This is a genomic window from Mesorhizobium sp. UC74_2 (assembly GCF_042701485.1).
Lineage (GTDB): Bacteria > Pseudomonadota > Alphaproteobacteria > Rhizobiales > Rhizobiaceae > Mesorhizobium.
The window spans coordinates 2,566,091-2,581,510 of record NZ_CP170562.1 but is presented as its reverse complement, the minus strand read 5'-3'; the positions used below and the strand labels follow the sequence as shown (position 1 = coordinate 2,581,510).

Annotated in this window: 15 protein-coding genes; 12 read left to right on the top strand and 3 right to left on the bottom strand. The window is 61.0% G+C overall.

Features of this window, described 5'->3' with window-relative positions; genetic code table 11:
• Positions 1-26: 26 nt before the first annotated feature.
• Positions 27-1,346: an alpha-glucosidase/alpha-galactosidase gene (locus ACFJIU_RS12470; RefSeq protein WP_379071810.1), complete on the top strand. Its 1,320-nt coding sequence runs from the start codon at positions 27-29 to the stop codon at positions 1,344-1,346.
• 112 nt (positions 1,347-1,458) lie between these two features.
• Positions 1,459-2,532: an ABC transporter ATP-binding protein gene (locus tag ACFJIU_RS12465; protein ID WP_379071807.1), complete on the top strand. Its 1,074-nt coding sequence runs from the start codon at positions 1,459-1,461 to the stop codon at positions 2,530-2,532.
• A 65-nt stretch (positions 2,533-2,597) separates the two neighbouring features.
• Here the strand turns inward: ACFJIU_RS12465 and ACFJIU_RS12460 are convergent, their stop codons facing one another.
• Positions 2,598-3,551, bottom strand: coding sequence for a helix-turn-helix domain-containing protein (locus ACFJIU_RS12460; RefSeq protein WP_379071805.1), 954 nt, complete (start codon positions 3,549-3,551; stop codon positions 2,598-2,600).
• A 272-nt stretch (positions 3,552-3,823) separates the two neighbouring features.
• On the opposite strand from ACFJIU_RS12460, the gene ACFJIU_RS12455 reads away from it, so the two are divergent.
• The 10 genes from ACFJIU_RS12455 to msuE all read left to right on the top strand — a co-directional run bounded on the left by ACFJIU_RS12455 (position 3,824) and on the right by msuE (position 13,157).
• Positions 3,824-5,092 carry an ABC transporter substrate-binding protein gene (locus tag ACFJIU_RS12455; RefSeq protein ID WP_379071802.1) on the top strand — a complete coding sequence of 423 codons (1,269 nt, stop codon included), beginning with the start codon at positions 3,824-3,826 and terminating at the stop codon, positions 5,090-5,092.
• Positions 5,093-5,118: 26 nt separating this feature from the next.
• The gene (locus tag ACFJIU_RS12450) at positions 5,119-6,006 is read left to right on the top strand and encodes a carbohydrate ABC transporter permease (RefSeq protein WP_379071799.1); all 888 of its coding nucleotides are present in this window, start codon (positions 5,119-5,121) and stop codon (positions 6,004-6,006) included.
• On the top strand, positions 6,003-6,833 hold the full coding sequence (locus tag ACFJIU_RS12445) for a carbohydrate ABC transporter permease (protein ID WP_379071796.1): 831 nt from the start codon (positions 6,003-6,005) through the stop codon (positions 6,831-6,833). Before ACFJIU_RS12450 ends, ACFJIU_RS12445 begins: the two co-directional genes overlap by 4 nt.
• Positions 6,834-6,877: 44 nt before the next feature.
• Positions 6,878-7,651 carry an SDR family NAD(P)-dependent oxidoreductase gene (locus ACFJIU_RS12440; protein ID WP_379071793.1) on the top strand — a complete coding sequence of 258 codons (774 nt, stop codon included), beginning with the start codon at positions 6,878-6,880 and terminating at the stop codon, positions 7,649-7,651.
• 39 nt (positions 7,652-7,690) lie between these two features.
• Positions 7,691-8,443 carry an SDR family NAD(P)-dependent oxidoreductase gene (locus ACFJIU_RS12435; RefSeq protein WP_379073067.1) on the top strand — a complete coding sequence of 251 codons (753 nt, stop codon included), beginning with the start codon at positions 7,691-7,693 and terminating at the stop codon, positions 8,441-8,443.
• 225 nt (positions 8,444-8,668) lie between these two features.
• On the top strand, positions 8,669-9,679 hold the full coding sequence (locus ACFJIU_RS12430) for an ABC transporter substrate-binding protein (RefSeq protein ID WP_379071790.1): 1,011 nt from the start codon (positions 8,669-8,671) through the stop codon (positions 9,677-9,679).
• A gap of 56 nt (positions 9,680-9,735) precedes the next feature.
• Complete coding sequence (locus ACFJIU_RS12425; protein WP_379071787.1) at positions 9,736-10,524, top strand: taurine ABC transporter ATP-binding protein; 789 nt, start codon at positions 9,736-9,738, stop codon at positions 10,522-10,524.
• Positions 10,521-11,381, top strand: a complete 861-nt coding sequence (locus tag ACFJIU_RS12420; RefSeq protein WP_379071785.1) for an ABC transporter permease subunit — start codon at positions 10,521-10,523, stop codon at positions 11,379-11,381. Before ACFJIU_RS12425 ends, ACFJIU_RS12420 begins: the two co-directional genes overlap by 4 nt.
• 36 nt (positions 11,382-11,417) lie before the next feature.
• Positions 11,418-12,569 carry an FMNH2-dependent alkanesulfonate monooxygenase gene (gene ssuD / locus ACFJIU_RS12415; RefSeq protein ID WP_379071783.1) on the top strand — a complete coding sequence of 384 codons (1,152 nt, stop codon included), beginning with the start codon at positions 11,418-11,420 and terminating at the stop codon, positions 12,567-12,569.
• 27 nt (positions 12,570-12,596) lie between these two features.
• On the top strand, positions 12,597-13,157 hold the full coding sequence (msuE, locus tag ACFJIU_RS12410; RefSeq protein WP_379071780.1) for an FMN reductase: 561 nt from the start codon (positions 12,597-12,599) through the stop codon (positions 13,155-13,157).
• Between the two features lie 57 nt (positions 13,158-13,214).
• On the opposite strand, the gene ACFJIU_RS12405 is transcribed toward msuE, so the two are convergent.
• Together ACFJIU_RS12405 and ACFJIU_RS12400 are read right to left on the bottom strand one after the other, a co-directional pair.
• Positions 13,215-14,720, bottom strand: a complete 1,506-nt coding sequence (locus ACFJIU_RS12405) for a putative bifunctional diguanylate cyclase/phosphodiesterase (protein WP_379071777.1) — start codon at positions 14,718-14,720, stop codon at positions 13,215-13,217.
• The gene (locus ACFJIU_RS12400) at positions 14,721-15,275 is read right to left on the bottom strand and encodes a heme NO-binding domain-containing protein (RefSeq protein WP_379071775.1); all 555 of its coding nucleotides are present in this window, start codon (positions 15,273-15,275) and stop codon (positions 14,721-14,723) included.
• Positions 15,276-15,420: the final 145 nt, after the last annotated feature.

The following is a 15,420-nucleotide window of genomic DNA, read 5'->3' as shown; positions in this document are numbered from 1 at the left end:
ACTTTGCGGACCAAAAGGAACTTTCCATGGCCAAGATCTGCCTCGTAGGCGCGGGCTCCACAGTCTTCGCCCAGAACATCCTCAGTGATGTACTGAGCAATACCGAACTGCAGGATTCGGAAATCAGCCTTTTCGATATCGATCCGGAGCGGCTTTCGACCTCCGAGACCGTGGCGCGCCGCATCGGCGAAACGCTTGGCCTGGCCGGACTGAAGGTCGAGGCGACGCTGGACCGTCGCAAGGCGTTGAAGGATGCCGATTTCGTCATCCTGATGATGCAGGTCGGCGGTTATCGTCCGGCTACCGTCACCGATTTCGAGGTGCCGAAGAAGTACGGACTGCGTCAGACCATCGGCGACACGCTGGGTATCGGCGGCATCTTCCGCGCGCTGCGCACCATTCCGGTGATCCTCGACATCGCGAGCGATATGCGTGAGCTCTGCCCGAACGCGTTGATGATGAACTACGTCAACCCGATGGCCATGAACACCTGGGCGACGACGCGGGCCGCACCGGACATTCGTTATGTCGGCCTTTGCCACAGCGTGCAGGAAACGTCCGGTCATCTCGCCCGCTGCCTCGGCGAAGACATTGCGGATATCGACTACACCTGCGCCGGCCTGAACCACGTCTCTTTCTTCCTGAAGTTCGAAAAACGCCTTGCTGACGGCTCGCGAGAGGATCTCTACCCGAGGCTTCGGCGGATGGCGGCGGACGGAAGCTTCCCGCAGGATGATTCCGTCCGTTTCGCGGTCCTGCGCCACTTCGGGCATTTCGTGACCGAATCCAGCACCCATTTCTCCGAATACAATTCCTGGTTCATCAAGCCGGGCCGCCAAGACATCATCGACCGCTACAAGGTCATTCTCGACCAGTACCCCGTGTGGTGCGAGGAGCAGATCGCGGACTGGAACCGGCTGCGCGATGAACTGGCCGATCCGAACAAGCCTCTGGAGGTCTGCAGGAGCAACGAGTATGCGGCCGCCATCATCCATTCGATGGTGACCGGCAAGCCCTCACTGATCTACGGCAATGTCCGCAACGACCGCCTGATCGACAATCTGGTCGAAGGCTGTGGCGTCGAGGTGCCGTGCCATGTCGACCGCAACGGCATCCAGCCAGTGCGCATGGGCAAGCTGCCGGCGCAGCTCGCGGGCATCATGCGCACCAACGTCAATGTTCAGGAAATGGCTGTGGAGGCAGCGCTGACCTCCACCCGCGAGGCCATCTATCAAGCCGCAATGCTCGATCCGCATACCGCCGCGCAGCTTTCGCTCGACGAGATCGTTTCGCTTGTTGACGACCTGATCGTCGCCCACGGCAACCTCCTGCCGAGCTACCGCTAGAGCGTTTCTGCTTTGCGGGAAGATGGAAACGCTCTAACTCTTTGTTTTTACGGAACTCCGAACGCAAGAAGCGCTGCGCGCCTTTTGCTGGTATTGCTTCAGGAGCAGTGTCATGGCCGGCGTCGAACTCAGGAACATCAACAAGCAGTATGGCCATCTGCGCGTCACGCACGACGTCAACATCGATGTGCGTGACGGAGAGTTCCTCGTCCTCGTCGGCCCGTCCGGCTGTGGCAAGTCCACGCTGCTGCGCATGATCGCCGGGCTTGAGGAAATTACCGAGGGCACGATCAGCATCGGTGGACGTGTCGTGAACGACGTGTCGCCCAAGGAGCGCGACATCGCCATGGTGTTCCAGAACTATGCGCTTTATCCGCATATGACGGTGCACCAGAACATGGGTTTCTCGCTGAAATTGCGTGGCGAGAAGTCGACCGAGATCGACCGCCGCGTCCGCGAAGCTGCACAGATACTTGGCCTCACCGACTATCTCGAGCGTTTCCCGAAGCAGCTGTCGGGCGGCCAACGCCAGCGCGTCGCCATGGGCCGCGCCATTGTGCGCAGCCCGCAGGTGTTCCTGTTTGACGAACCGCTGTCCAATCTCGACGCCAAGCTCCGTGTCGTCATGCGTGGCGAGATCCGTTCGCTGCAACAGCGGCTGGGCACCACGGCGATCTATGTCACACACGACCAGGTCGAAGCCATGACCATGGCTGACCGTATCGTGGTTATGCGCGACGGTCGCGTCGAGCAGATCGGTACTCCGCTCGAACTTTATGACAATCCGGCCAACCTCCACGTCGCCGGCTTCATCGGCTCGCCCGCAATGAACTTTGTCGACGGGCACCTCGAAGTAGCCGACGGAGTGCTGCATGTTCGTGTCAACGTTGACTGTCTGTTACGATTGCCTGCCGGCAAGCGTGGTGAAGCGGGCAGGGCGGTGGTGTGTGGCTTTCGCCCTGAACATGTCGCACTGACCGAAGCCGGACCCATCCCCGGCCGCGTCGTTACAGTCGAGATGAATGGCGCTTTCACGACCCTGCTGGTCGAAGTGGACGGTCGGCAGTTGACGGTTCAGACCACCGAGCGCCCCCGTTGGACGAGGGGCGAGACAGTTTATCTATCTCCGCGAACGGAGACGTTGCATCTGTTCGACGCGGAGACCGGGAGCTGTTTGGGTCATTGATCTCGGATTAAGTCGAGGAAATCCGTGTAAGACAATGATTTTGTACCGGTAATCAGGTCTCTGATCTAGGATCTAAACTGCTTTCGGTAGTCGCGTGGCGTCATTTCCAGCTGGCTCTGGAATGCATGATAGAGCCGGCTCAACGAACCGTAGCCGCAGGCGAAAGCAATCTCGATGATCGAGCGGTCGGTGTCGGCCAGCATCATCATTGCATGGCTGAGACGCTGGCGACGAATGTAGTGGGCGATCGTAACGCCCAGCACGCTCTTGAAGGCAGCCATCGCGTTGGTGGGATGCAGGCCACAGACCTTGGCGATGTCAGCGAGCTGGATGTCGTTGGCGAATTCCTTGTTGATGTAATTCGTCATTTTCTGCACCCGGTCGATCAATCGGTCGTCTGCCTTGGTCTTGGCAGTGATTGTGCCCTGCGGTTCATCAACCTTGATGCCCGAGCGGTCATCGATCTCGGCAGCGACGCTGCGCAGTGCCAGCCGACGCACGCGCAGCCGCATCTCCTCGCGCAGGATCTGCGCGAGCGCCTCGCTCGGCGCCGGGGCCCATTCCTGTGCCCAACGCTGGAACAGCAGGTTATCCATTGGGTCCGGTTCGGTCACGGTCATCATGCGGCCGTTGAGCACCGAAGTCTTGAACGCGTCGGGCAGGGTGAGTGCCAGGAATGCCGCGAAGGGAACATAGGCACAGATCAGTCTGGCGGGTTCCGTCACTTTGACAACCTGGTGCGGCACGCCGGCCCAGAAACAATAGGGCATTTCCGGCCGCAGGACGATGCGGTTGCCGTTGAACAGGTAGGTCATCGAACCGGATACCATGAAGTTGAATTCGACATGGTCGTGCCAGTGCGCCAGCGGCATTGCTTCCGCTACCTGCAGATCGGCAAAGAAGCTGTCCCTCGGCAGAAAGTCGCTGTCATCCTGGACGGCCGCGGACAGCTTTCGGCGCTGCGGCGCGCTCGGGCGCCTGCTCGATACAGCTTCCGGTGACTGTGATGAAATGTCCATTGCGGCGACCCTCGTTCGACGCATCAGTGTGCGGATATGCGAGAAGGCCGAAAGCTAGCCACGGCAACAGCGATCGTCCAGATGGAGGCTGGGATTCAGGAATTTATTGGCCTCAATTAGGTAGTTTTATCCGCTTTCTGCAATAGTCTGGCTATCAACAAAACTGCCGCTCCAACTCGATGCGATCGAACTCTGTCGGTCGGCAGGAGTTGGCGCAGGGCAGTCGAACAAGGAAGCGACCTGGCGTTCAGCTGGGCGAGGGAGGAGCGAAGATGGCACAGTGGCTGAGGCGTGTTTCCCGCGGTGTTGTACTGGCAGGCAGTCTCCTGTGGTGCTCCACGGCGCTGGCAGATACCGAGCTGACCATGACGCTGTTCGGCGGGCCGGTCGATATCGCGGTATGGCAGAAACTGTCCGCCGACTTCGAGAAGACGCATCCCGGCGTCAAGCTGAAGGTCGAGGTCAACGACTGGGATTCCTACTGGGAGAAGTTGCGCGTTCTGGTCGCCGGCGGCACTGCACCCGATGTCTTTGCAATGGACGCTTCCAATTATCCCGACTGGCAGGCGCGTGGCGCGTTGCTCAACCTTCAGCCTTTGGTGGATGCGGAACCTGATCTCCTGAAGGGCGTCTTCCCGATCTCGCTCGAAGCTTACAAGACGCCTGACGGCTATTATGGGTTGCCGCGCGATATCCAGACCGTCGCGCTTTTCTACAACAAGGACATGTTCGACGCCGCCGGTGTTGCCTATCCCTCCGACACCTGGACATGGGACGACCTGCGCGTCGCCGCCAAGAAACTGACACGGGACAAGAATGGCGACGGCACGATCGATCAATGGGGCCTGTTCGCCGAACTGATCGACATGGAGGTGTTCTGGAGCAGCGTGCTGTGGTCCTATGGCGCCGAGATCGTCGACGTGAAGAACGGCAAGACGCTGATCGGCAGCCCGGAAGCCATGAAGGCGTGGAATTTCATTGCCGGCATGGTTCTGGACGACAAATCGATCCCGACAAGCGAGCAGCTCAGGCAATTCGGCCTCGACGGTTTCCAGGCGGGCGTTACCGCCATGGGCGTCAGCGGCCATTGGTCGGTGCCCGATTATGTGCCCGCAACCTTCAAATGGGGCGTGGCCCCGCTGCCGAAGGGGCCTGACGGACGCGCCACCAGCATCAACAGCGCCGGTTTCACCATTTCCTCGACCACCAAGCATCCAAAGGAGGCCTGGGAGCTGCTGAAATTCGCGATCGGCCCGCATGCCCAGGAGGAGTTGGCGCAACTGGGCTTCGCGATCCCGATCCAGGAGGCGATCACCGCAAGCCCCGCCTATCTGGTTCAGAAGAATGCGCCGATCGACCACAAGCTGTTCGTCGATGCGCTGGCCTATGCGCATCTGAAGCCCGTGTTCAAGGGGTACGAAGAATGGGCTTCCGCCGTGGGGGATGCCCTGCATCGCGCCTGGAGTGGGGAAGTCCCCATCGCAGACGCCATCAATGAAGCGGTTGCCGCGGGCGACGAAGTCCTCGCCAACAATCGCTAGATCCATCGGCCTTTCCGGGGATTGCCTTGTCCAGCACCTTAAAGCCACTACGGGGAGAGCGCGCAGGTCTGCTCCTGCTGCTCGCGCCGACATTGCTCGGCCTCACCATCGGCGTGTTCGGCTCCGTGCTCGCCACGCTGGCATTGAGTTTTTTTGACTGGGATATGCTGACCCCGATCAAGTGGGCAGGCACGACCAACTACACCAGTCTTCCCAATGACCGCATGTTCGGCACGGCACTGATCAACACGACACTGTTCTCGCTGATCTATGTGCCGTTGACGCTCGCCATCGGCTTTGCTGTGGCCTGCCTGATGAACCGCCACATCCGCGGCATCTCGCTGTTGCGTGCGTTGTTCTTCCTGCCGGTCGTTTCCTCGCCGACGGCGGTCGGTTTGCTGTGGAGCTGGATCTTCGCGCAGGACCAGGGCGTGCTAAATTCTTTCATCACGACCTTGGGGGGCAATCCGGTCAACTGGCTGGGACCGAAGGTCATCCTCTATTCGGTCGTCATCGTGAATGTGTGGGGTGCCATAGGCGAGGGCATGATCGTGTTCCTGGCCGGGCTGCAGGCGATCCCGCGGGAACTGTATGAGGCCGCACGCGTCGACGGAGCCACCACCTGGCAGCGTCTCATCTACGTGACGGTGCCGGCCATGGTGCCCAGCCTGTTCTTCCAGGGCGTGCTCTCCACGATTCATGCCTTCCAGGCTTTCGACTACATCTACATGCTCACGCGCCTGTCCAACGGAAATTCGACCTTCCCGACGCTGGTCTTCTCGGTCTACCGCACCGGCTTCCGTTTCTTCCGCATGGGCGACGCAGCAGCCCGGGCCGTTATTCTCACGGCCATCATCGCGCTGTTCACGCTGTTCTACATCCGTGTCCAGAAGAAGTTCGGAGCTGAAGCATGAGCCGCCGTGCCGAGGAAATCCGCGGCAATGTCGTTGCCGTGGTGCTGCTGCTCACCGGTGGTATCGTCATGGTCGCGCCATTCGTCTGGATGGTCTCGACTTCGCTGAAGTTGCCGGCGGATCAATATTCCCGCTCGCTGATCCCGCCCATCTTCACGCTTACCAACTATCGCGACATCTGGACCATCATGCCGTTTCACATCATGCTGTGGAACTCCTTCAAGATCGCCGTGATTGCCACGTTCGGGCAGTTGCTGACCTGTTCGATGGGCGCCTTCATCTTTGCTGTGACCCGTTTCCGAGGCCGTGACGCGCTGTTCTTCCTGCTCTTGATCACGCTGATGGTTCCGCAGCAGATCACCACCATCCCACAGTTCATCCTGTTCAAATGGCTCGGCCTCTATGGCACCCAGGTGCCGATGTACCTGCCGAGTTTCCTCGGCGGTGCCTTTGGCACTTTCCTGCTCAGGCAATACTTCAAGACCATACCGATCGAACTGGCTGAAGCCGCGCGCATCGACGGGGCAAGCCTGCTCACCATCTACTGGCGTATCTACCTGCCGCTGGCCAAGCCTGCGCTCGCCGCCTTCGCGATCTTCGCGTTCATGTTTTCGTGGAACGACTTGTTCACGGCGCTGATCTATCTGCCGAGCGACATGCAGACGACCACCTTGCCGGTAGGGCTTGCGCTCCTGCAGCAGCAATATGCCGGCAAATGGACTTTGATGATGGCGGCCGTGCTGATTTCCGTGGCGCCTATCATCATCGCGTTCCTGATCGCGCAAAAGCAGTTCATCGAAGGCATCTCGATGTCGGGCTTCAAATAGCGCGCAGCGCCACCAGAACATAACCCAACAGAGGAATCGCTTCGATGACATTGAGGCTGGAAAACCGCGTCGCGCTGGTGATCGGCGCCGCGCGCGGCATCGGCGAGGCAATCGCTACACGGTTTGTGGAGGAGGGGGCGAAAGTCGTCATCGCCGACCGGGAAGTGGAAGCGGGCGAGGCGACGGCCGAACGGCTCGGCGGGCAGTTCACGCAGATCGACGTTTCCTCTTTTACGGACACCCGCAAGGCCGTCGGCATTGTAGTCGCAGCCTATGGCACGCTCGACATCCTGGTGCAGAACGCCGGGATCTATCCGTGGACACTGATCGAGAACACCTCACCGGAGGAGTGGGACGCCGTGCTGGGTGTCAATCTCAAGGGCACATTCCTGGCCGCAAGGGCAGCGCTGCCGGTCATGCGCGAGAAGGGGTATGGCCGCATGATCTTCACCTCGTCGATCACCGGGCCGCGCGTTACCAGTCCCGGCCACGGCCACTATTCGGCAAGCAAGGCCGGCATCAACGGCTTCATCAAGTCGGCCGCCCTGGAGTTCGCCGGCTACGGCATCACCGTCAATGGCCTTGAGCCGGGCAACATCCTGACAGAAGGGGTGAAGCAGCACCGGTCGGAGGCATTCATCCGCACCATGCGGGAGGCGATCCCGCTGGGGCGGCTGGGCACGCCGCAGGACATCGCCAATGCTGCGCTGTTCCTCGCTTCCGACGAAGCCTCCTACATCACCGGCACCACCGTGGTGGTCGATGGCGGCCAGACCCTGCCTGAAGGCAAGGATTTCCGTATCAAGCCGGAAGCCTGAGCTTCCCATCCCGCAAAGGACCATCTCATGAACCGCCGTATCAACAGAGTCGATCTCGCCGGCCGCGTCGCGGTGATCACCGGAGGCGCACAAGGCATCGGGCTGGCTGTTGCACGCCGGCTTTTGTCGTCGGGCGCCAGGGTTGCCATCTGGGACCTGGACAATGCCGCGATGGCAACAGCAATCCAGGAATTGTCGGCACTGGGGGAGGCCAGGGCTGTCTGGTGCGATCAGGCCAGGATCGAGGCAGTCGATGAAGCGGCCGCCGAGACGGAACGGGCCTTCGGCGCTGTTGATCTTCTGGTCAACAACGCCGGCATCGCCGGGCCTGCGGCACCACTGGTCGACTACAACCCGGATGCCTGGCGGCAGATTGTCGACATCGACCTCAACGGCGTCTTCTATTGCTGCCGGCGGCTGGTGCCCAACATGATCGCGTCCGATTACGGCCGCATCGTCAACGTAGCTTCGGTGGCAGGCAAGGAAGGCAATCCGAACGCTGCCGCCTATTCGGCAGCCAAGGCCGGTGTTCTTGCATTGACCAAGTCACTCGGCAAGGAACTCGCCGGGCACGACATCGCCGTCAATGCGCTGACACCTTCGCCGGCGCGCACGCGTATCCTGGAGCAGCTTCCACAAACACAGGTCACCTATATGCTGGGTAAGGTGCCGCGCGGCCGCTTTGTCGAGGTGGAGGAAGCCGCCGCCATGGTCGCCTTCATGCTCTCCGATGAGAACTCCTTCACCACTGGCGCCACCTTCGATCTCTCGGGCGGTCGCACCACCTATTGAGGTGAGCTGCTTCGGAACTTTTTTGCCGGTCCCGGGGGCAAAACCTCTCGTATTGAACCTCGGGTTCGGCATTTCAGCCAGTCGTTAGACAGATCGTTCGCAAGTGCGGCGACATTCGCAAAAAGCTTTCTGAACTAATTCTACAAATTCAGTAGCGTTTAACCCGATCAGCGACGTGCGCTGATGTTTCGAGGGGCAACCTCGATCATGGAAAGGGGTAAACGCATGCGCAAACTGTTCACTGCCGCCCTCGCGGGTCTCTCGCTGGGCGCTTCCGTCTCGCTGGCCTTCGCCGCGGACGATAAGAAGGTGGTCATTGCTTATCAGACCGGCTCGACCCCGTATTTCGTCGGTATCGCCAATGGCGACATCGCCAGGAAGACAGGTTGGGATATCGAGTTCCGCCGCTTTAATTCTGGTGCGGACATCTTCGCCGCCATCGCTTCCGGCGCCGTGCAGATCGGTGATGTCGGCTCCAGCCCGTATGCTGCTGCCGTGTCCAAGGGGCTGGACGTCAAGGGCTTCTACATCTCCTCCGTCTCTCGCGATGGTGAAGCGCTGGTGGTTCGACCCGAGATCACGTCCCCGAAGGACCTGAAGGGAAAGAAGCTGGCTGCGGCACCGGTCTCCACCGACCATTATCAGCTGCTTGCCGTGCTGAAGCAGGAGGGCATTGCTGAAAAGGACGCCCAGGTCATTGCCATTCCGCAGCCGGAGATCGTCGCGGCCTGGAAGCGCGGTGACATCGACGGTGCCTTCGTCTGGGATCCGGCGCTGTCCGAGCTGAAGAAAAACGGCAAGGTGCTGTTGACCGCAGGCGAGGTGGCTGACCGTGGTGCGCCGACCTTCAGCGCGCTGGTCGCAACCGGTGAATTCGCCAAGGAACATCCCGATTTCCTGACGCAGTATGTGCAGCAGGTGGACGGCTATTTCACCTCCTTCGCCAACGACAAGGCGGCATGGGGCCCGGATTCGGAAAACATCAAGCTGATCGCCGGCCTGCAGGGCGGCACACCGGCCGACCATGCCGAGCGCATCAAGACGACGGTTGTACCGCCGCTCGCCGAGCAGCTGTCCGACAAGTGGCTTGGTGGCGGTGAAAACAGCGGTGTCGCCAAAATCCTCAGGGATACCGCCGGCTTCCTGAAGGAACAGCGCAAGATCACGGCCGTGAAGGACGATTACGGCGTCTTCGCCGATCCGCAATATGCGGCGGCCGCCAAGGTCTCCAACTGACGAATGGAGCGGGTACGGGCCGGACACGGCTCGCACCCGCTTTTTGAGGGCTCACCATGCTTCAAATCCGCGACGCCAGCGTCACCTTTCCAGCCTCTGACGGCAGCGCCGTCCATGCGCTCGACCACGTATCGCTTGATATCGCTCCCGATTCCATCGTCGTAGCGGTCGGCGCGTCGGGTTGCGGCAAGTCGACCCTGCTCAATGCCATCGCCGGCTTCCTGCCTTTGAGCGCAGGTTCGATCACGCTGGATGGTGAGGAGATCGATCGTCCTGGCGGCGATCGCGGCGTCGTCTTCCAGAAGGATACGTTGCTGCCCTGGGCAAGCGTGGTCGACAATGTCGCGCTGGGGCTGAAGTTTGCCGGTGTCTCCAGGACGGCGCGGCGCGAGCGGGCGCGCGAGCTGCTCGACCTGGTTGGTCTTGCAGATTTCGCCGACAAGCCGCCTTACGAATTGTCGGGCGGCATGCGCCAGCGTGTCGGTCTGGCGCGTGCCCTGGCGACGGACCCGAAAATCCTGCTCATGGACGAACCGTTTGGCGCGCTCGACAGCCTGACCCGCGAGACGATGCAGCAATTGCTGGCTTCGGTCTGGGCGCGCACTGGCAAGCAGATTCTGTTCATCACCCACTCTATCGAAGAAGCGCTGACGCTTGGCACCACCGTGGTGGTGATGTCGCCGCGGCCCGGACGCATCGTCGCGCGCTTCGAGGTAGGTTTCGTGCGCGAATTTGCCGAGACGGGCGACATCGGCCCGATCCTCTCCGATCCGCGTTTCATCGAATTGCGCGAGGAAATCCGCGCGCTCATCCACCGGCCAGCAGGCAAAGGAACCTTGCAATGACGCTTGCCGCAGATCCTCGCACGATCTTCACGCATGTTCAGCCGGCGCCGAAGCTGCGTCGTCAGCCTGCGAACCGGATTGGCAGGAGTGCTCCTTCAGGCACGCTGCTGATCAGCACGATCACCCTTCTGGCATTGCTGGCATTGTGGTTTGCCGCCACCCAACTCGAATGGGCCTCGCCGCTGTTCCTGCCGTCGCCGGCGGAGGTGCTGACGCAATTCCAGGCAGTCGCGTTGGACGGTTATGCGGATGGCACACTGCTGCAGCACACATTGTCGAGCCTCGGTCGTATCCTCGTAGCGCTCGGCATCGGGGTCGTATTGGGTGTTCCGATCGGATTGCTGATGGGCCTGAACCGCTGGGTCCGAGGCACGCTCTCGGTACCGATTGGGCTCTATTGGGGGCTGCCGCCACTCGCCTATCTGCCGCTGCTGATCATCTGGCTGGGCATCGGCGAATCTTCCAAGATCGTTCTGCTGTCGCTGTCGACCTTCGCGCCGATCTGCTTTTCGGCGCAGGCCGGTGTGCGGTCGGTGCCAGCCGAGCGCATCAATGCCGCGCTTTCACTCGGTGCGACGCGGCTGCAGCTCTTCACCAACATCATCCTGCCTTCGGCCCTGCCGGAAATCCTGACCGGCCTGCGCATCGCGGTCGCCGCCGGCCTCTCCTGCCTGGTTGCGGCCGAGCTCATCGCTGCCCGTTCCGGCCTTGGCTACATGATCATGTCGGCGGCCAACTTCCTGTCCACCGATGTCGTCTTCGTCGGCCTCATCCTCATTGCAGTGCTGGCCTTCCTGTTCGCGAGCGGCATGCGCTGGCTGGAACGCAAGCTGGTGCCCTGGAAGGGCAAGATCTGAACCATCGATACAAAGCGACCGCAGAAGGAACATCCCATGTCCAACGCGCCCCTCGACGTCTACTGGTACCTGCCCACCCATGGCGATGGGCCGTATCTCGGCACCGATGAGCGCCATCGGCCGGCAACCTTCGGTTATCTGCGGGAGATCGCCCTGGCCGCGGACCGGCTTGGTTTCAAGGGTGTCCTCCTGCCGACCGGCACACGCTGCGAAGACGCCTGGATCACGGCGGCTGCATTGATCCCGCAGACCGAGCAACTGCGTTTCCTGGTGGCGTTGCGGCCGGGCAGTGGTACGCCGGCTCTGTTTGCGCGCCATGCCGCCACACTCGATCGTATCTCCAACGGCCGTGTCCTGCTCAATGTCGTCACCGGCGCCGATCCGGCCGATCTCGCTGGCGACGGCAACAAGCTCAGTCACGCCGAACGGTACGCCCAGACCGACGAATTCCTGGCGATCTGGCGCGATATCCTCTCCGGCGAAGAGGTGAATTTCGAGGGCCAGTATCTTTCGGCGAAAGGCTCCGACCTTTCCTTCCCTCCGGTGCAGAAGCCTTACCCGCCGCTCTGGTTCGGCGGCTCGTCGGACGCCGGCATCGCCATCGCCGCCAAGCATGTCGATGTCTATCTGAGCTGGGGCGAACCCGTAGATCAACTGGCCGAAAAGCTGGAGCGCGTGCGCGCAGCCGCGGCGCAGGAAGGGCGTAGCATTCGCTTTGGCCTGCGCATCCATCTCATCGTGCGCGAGACCGAGGAGGAGGCCTGGGCTGCGGCTGACCGGCTGATCAGCCATGTTACCGACGAGGTGATCGCCGAGGCGCAGAACAACTTCGTCAACGTTTCGGAATCGGTTGGCCAGAAACGCATGTCGGCGCTGCATCAGGGTCGTCGCGACAAACTGGTCGTTGGCCCCAATCTCTGGGCCGGACTTGGCCTCGTGCGTGGCGGTGCGGGGACGGCGCTTGTCGGCAGCCCCGACAATGTAGCGGCCCGCATCCGCGAATATCAGGCGATCGGCATCGAAACCATCATCGCCTCCGCCTATCCGCACCTGGAAGAGGCCTACAATGTGGCCGAACTGCTCTTCCCGAAGCTCGATCTGCATGGCGCGGCCGCGCCGGCATTGCGCGGCTGGGATGTCGAATTCGGCCGCGGCGTTCGCCCGCGTGTTGCCGCCTCGGCATCCTGATACGCATTGGAATAAAGGAGATTGTCCATGACTCGCGCGCGCATTGTCGGCTTTTCCGGCAACATCACCCGGCCGTCCAAGACCCTGGCGTTTGTCGACCACATCGTCCAGGAGATCGGCCGCCGCAACGGTTTGCCGGCAAGAAGCTGGGACATCGAGGACCTCGGCCCATCACTTGTCAGCGCTCGGAGGGCAGCGGCGCTGGATGAGCCCGCACAGGCGATCCTGCAGGCGATAACGGAAGCGGATGTCCTCGTCATCGGGTCGCCGACGTACAAGGGCAGCTACACCGGTCTGTTCAAGCATTTCTTCGACCTGCTTGATCCATCGGCACTGCGCGGCAAGCCGGTGCTTTTGACCGCGACTGGCGGTGGCGATCGCCATGCGCTGATCGTCGAACATCAGTTGCGGCCGTTGTTCGGTTTTTTCGAAGCGTTTGCGCTGCCGACCGCCGTCTATGCGACCGACCGCGACTTCGACAATGGTGTGCCTGTCTCCGAAGCGCTGCTGAGGCGTGTCGCACAGGCGGTCGGTGAGGCGGAGACTGTGCTTGGTAGCCGCGCACCCCTTGCCGTAGCGGCGGAATAGAACTCCGCTTGCGCCGCAACCAGTTCGATCACGCCTGGTTGCGGAGGCCGCTTGTCGTCAACCTTTGGCCTTCAGATGTCGCATCAGGTCATTCAGCGGCATTGGCCGTCCGAACAGATAGCCTTGCTGGATGGAGCACCCGCAACTGGTCATCCGCTCCGCCTGGCTTTCGGTCTCGATGCCTTCGGCCACGATCTGGAGCTCCAGCGCCTGTGCAAGCTGAACGATTGCCCTGACCACAGCCTCGGACTGCCGATCGTCGCTGATATCCCGGGCAAATGAGCGATCGATCTTGATGACGTCGAGTGGCAATCGCCTGATGTATGAGAGGCTTGAATAGCCCGCTCCAAAATCGTCGAGGGCAATTCGGACGCCGCGCGTGCGGAATTGCGAGAGACGCTGTTCGGCCTGCTCGAAATCGAAGAGCAGAAGGCTTTCCGTGATTTCCAGCTGCAGTGCGGAAGGCGGGAAGTCGTGACGCGCCAGGATCCTGGCGACCTGTTCGACCACGGAAGGGGAGCGCAGGTGGCGTGGCGACAGATTGATCGAGACATAGTCGAGACGACCATCGCCGATCAGCTGATGCATCTCCTGGCAGCAGCGATCGATCATTGCGCGACCGAGTTCGACGATCAGTGAACTTTCTTCGGCCAGTGGGATGAACAGCCCGGGAAGAATGAGCCCGCGCTCTGGGTGTTGCCAGCGTGCGAGCGCTTCGACACCGACGATCCTGTTGCTCCCGGCGGAGATGATGGGTTGGTACCAAGGCTCGATTTCTCCCGCCGCCACCGCGGCGCGCAGCTCTACTTCGAGTCCTTGGCGGCTATGAAGCTCGGCTGCCATGGTGTCGTCGAACTCTGTCCACGTCGAGCGTCCGGATGACTTGGAATGATATAGGGCAACGTCGGCAAAACGTTGCAGGGTTGGAGAATCCGAAGCATCGCGAGGGAAGCTTGCAAAACCCACTGAGCAGCTGACGATCAGTTGCAGGCGACCACAGTCGATCGGCTTGCTCATGGCCTCCATGATCTCGGTCGCGATCTGGCGAGCCCGCTCGCTTTGAAGCGGCGTGATGCAGATGACGCCGAACTCGTCGCCCCCCAGTCGTCCTGGCACCTCCGTTCCCCTGCAGATCGTCCGCAGCCGGGTTGCCACCTCCAGCAGAACCGCATCGCCGACGGCGTGACCGTAATTGTCGTTGATTTCCTTGAATCGATCGAGATCAGCAAACACAAGCTGTACCGATCCGCCATGAACCTGGGCGGTGTGGATGGCCGCGTCGAGATCGCGCGCGAAACTGACCCGGTTGGCAAGCGCAGTCAAAGGGTCGCGTTCGGCGAGAAACAGGGCCTGCTGACGAGAGACCTCCAGCTCATGGGTGCGATCGAGTACGCGCATCTCAAGATCGTTCGCCAGCGCCGTGAGGTGGCTGTTGGCGTTGTAAAGCTCCAGCGATTTCGCCTCGAGCAGCCATTCGGCCTCTTCGCGGGCACGCCGTTCCCGCAGGAGACGGCGCTCGAGACGCGCAACACGATCGCCGGAAGTGTCGGTTTGCGGCAACATCTAGCCTATCGCGCCTGTCTTCCGGATCGAGAACCGGACGAACTTCTCGCCATCGCCTTCGAGCGCGCTGCTCTCGACCAGCACGGGCTCACCGTAGAGCTGGGCCGCACCGAGAATGAGACCCGAGGCGAGGGCCTCGAATGGCCGTTTGCTGTGGTAGTCGAGGTGCATCGTCCCATCTCCGAAGCGTTCAGCCCTGAACTCAGGCAGTTCGGCATCGGGATAGAGTTTTCGCACCTCGACATGGATATGATTGTCGATGCTTTCGAGAAAATCGAACAGCGTGGCCGCCGTCTTGAAGAAATCAGGGAATGATGCCTTGAAACGCTGGATCAGGTGTTGGCCGAACAGACTGAGCAATTCGTTCGGCGGTGTGTTGCTTTGCGCCGCCAGTGTGGTGACCAGGGATTGCATTTCCCTGTGGTCATATGTCCCCACGGCCGTATATGCGCCGCCACTCGGCAGATCGGAACCCTCGATAAGGTCATCCACCGCATCCTCTCCGTAGGTCTGTTCCACGAAACCCAGCAGTTCGGTGAACACCATGCCCTTCATGTCGGCTCCCGGAATTTAAAACGGTACCACTGCGAGCATAAATTTTAGAATATAACCTACAACTAATGTCGTAGCTAAAAATGAAAAAAGCTTTGTGTTCACACCTATTGGCTATTGGGGCCAGGCGAGATGAATACAAGCCGCT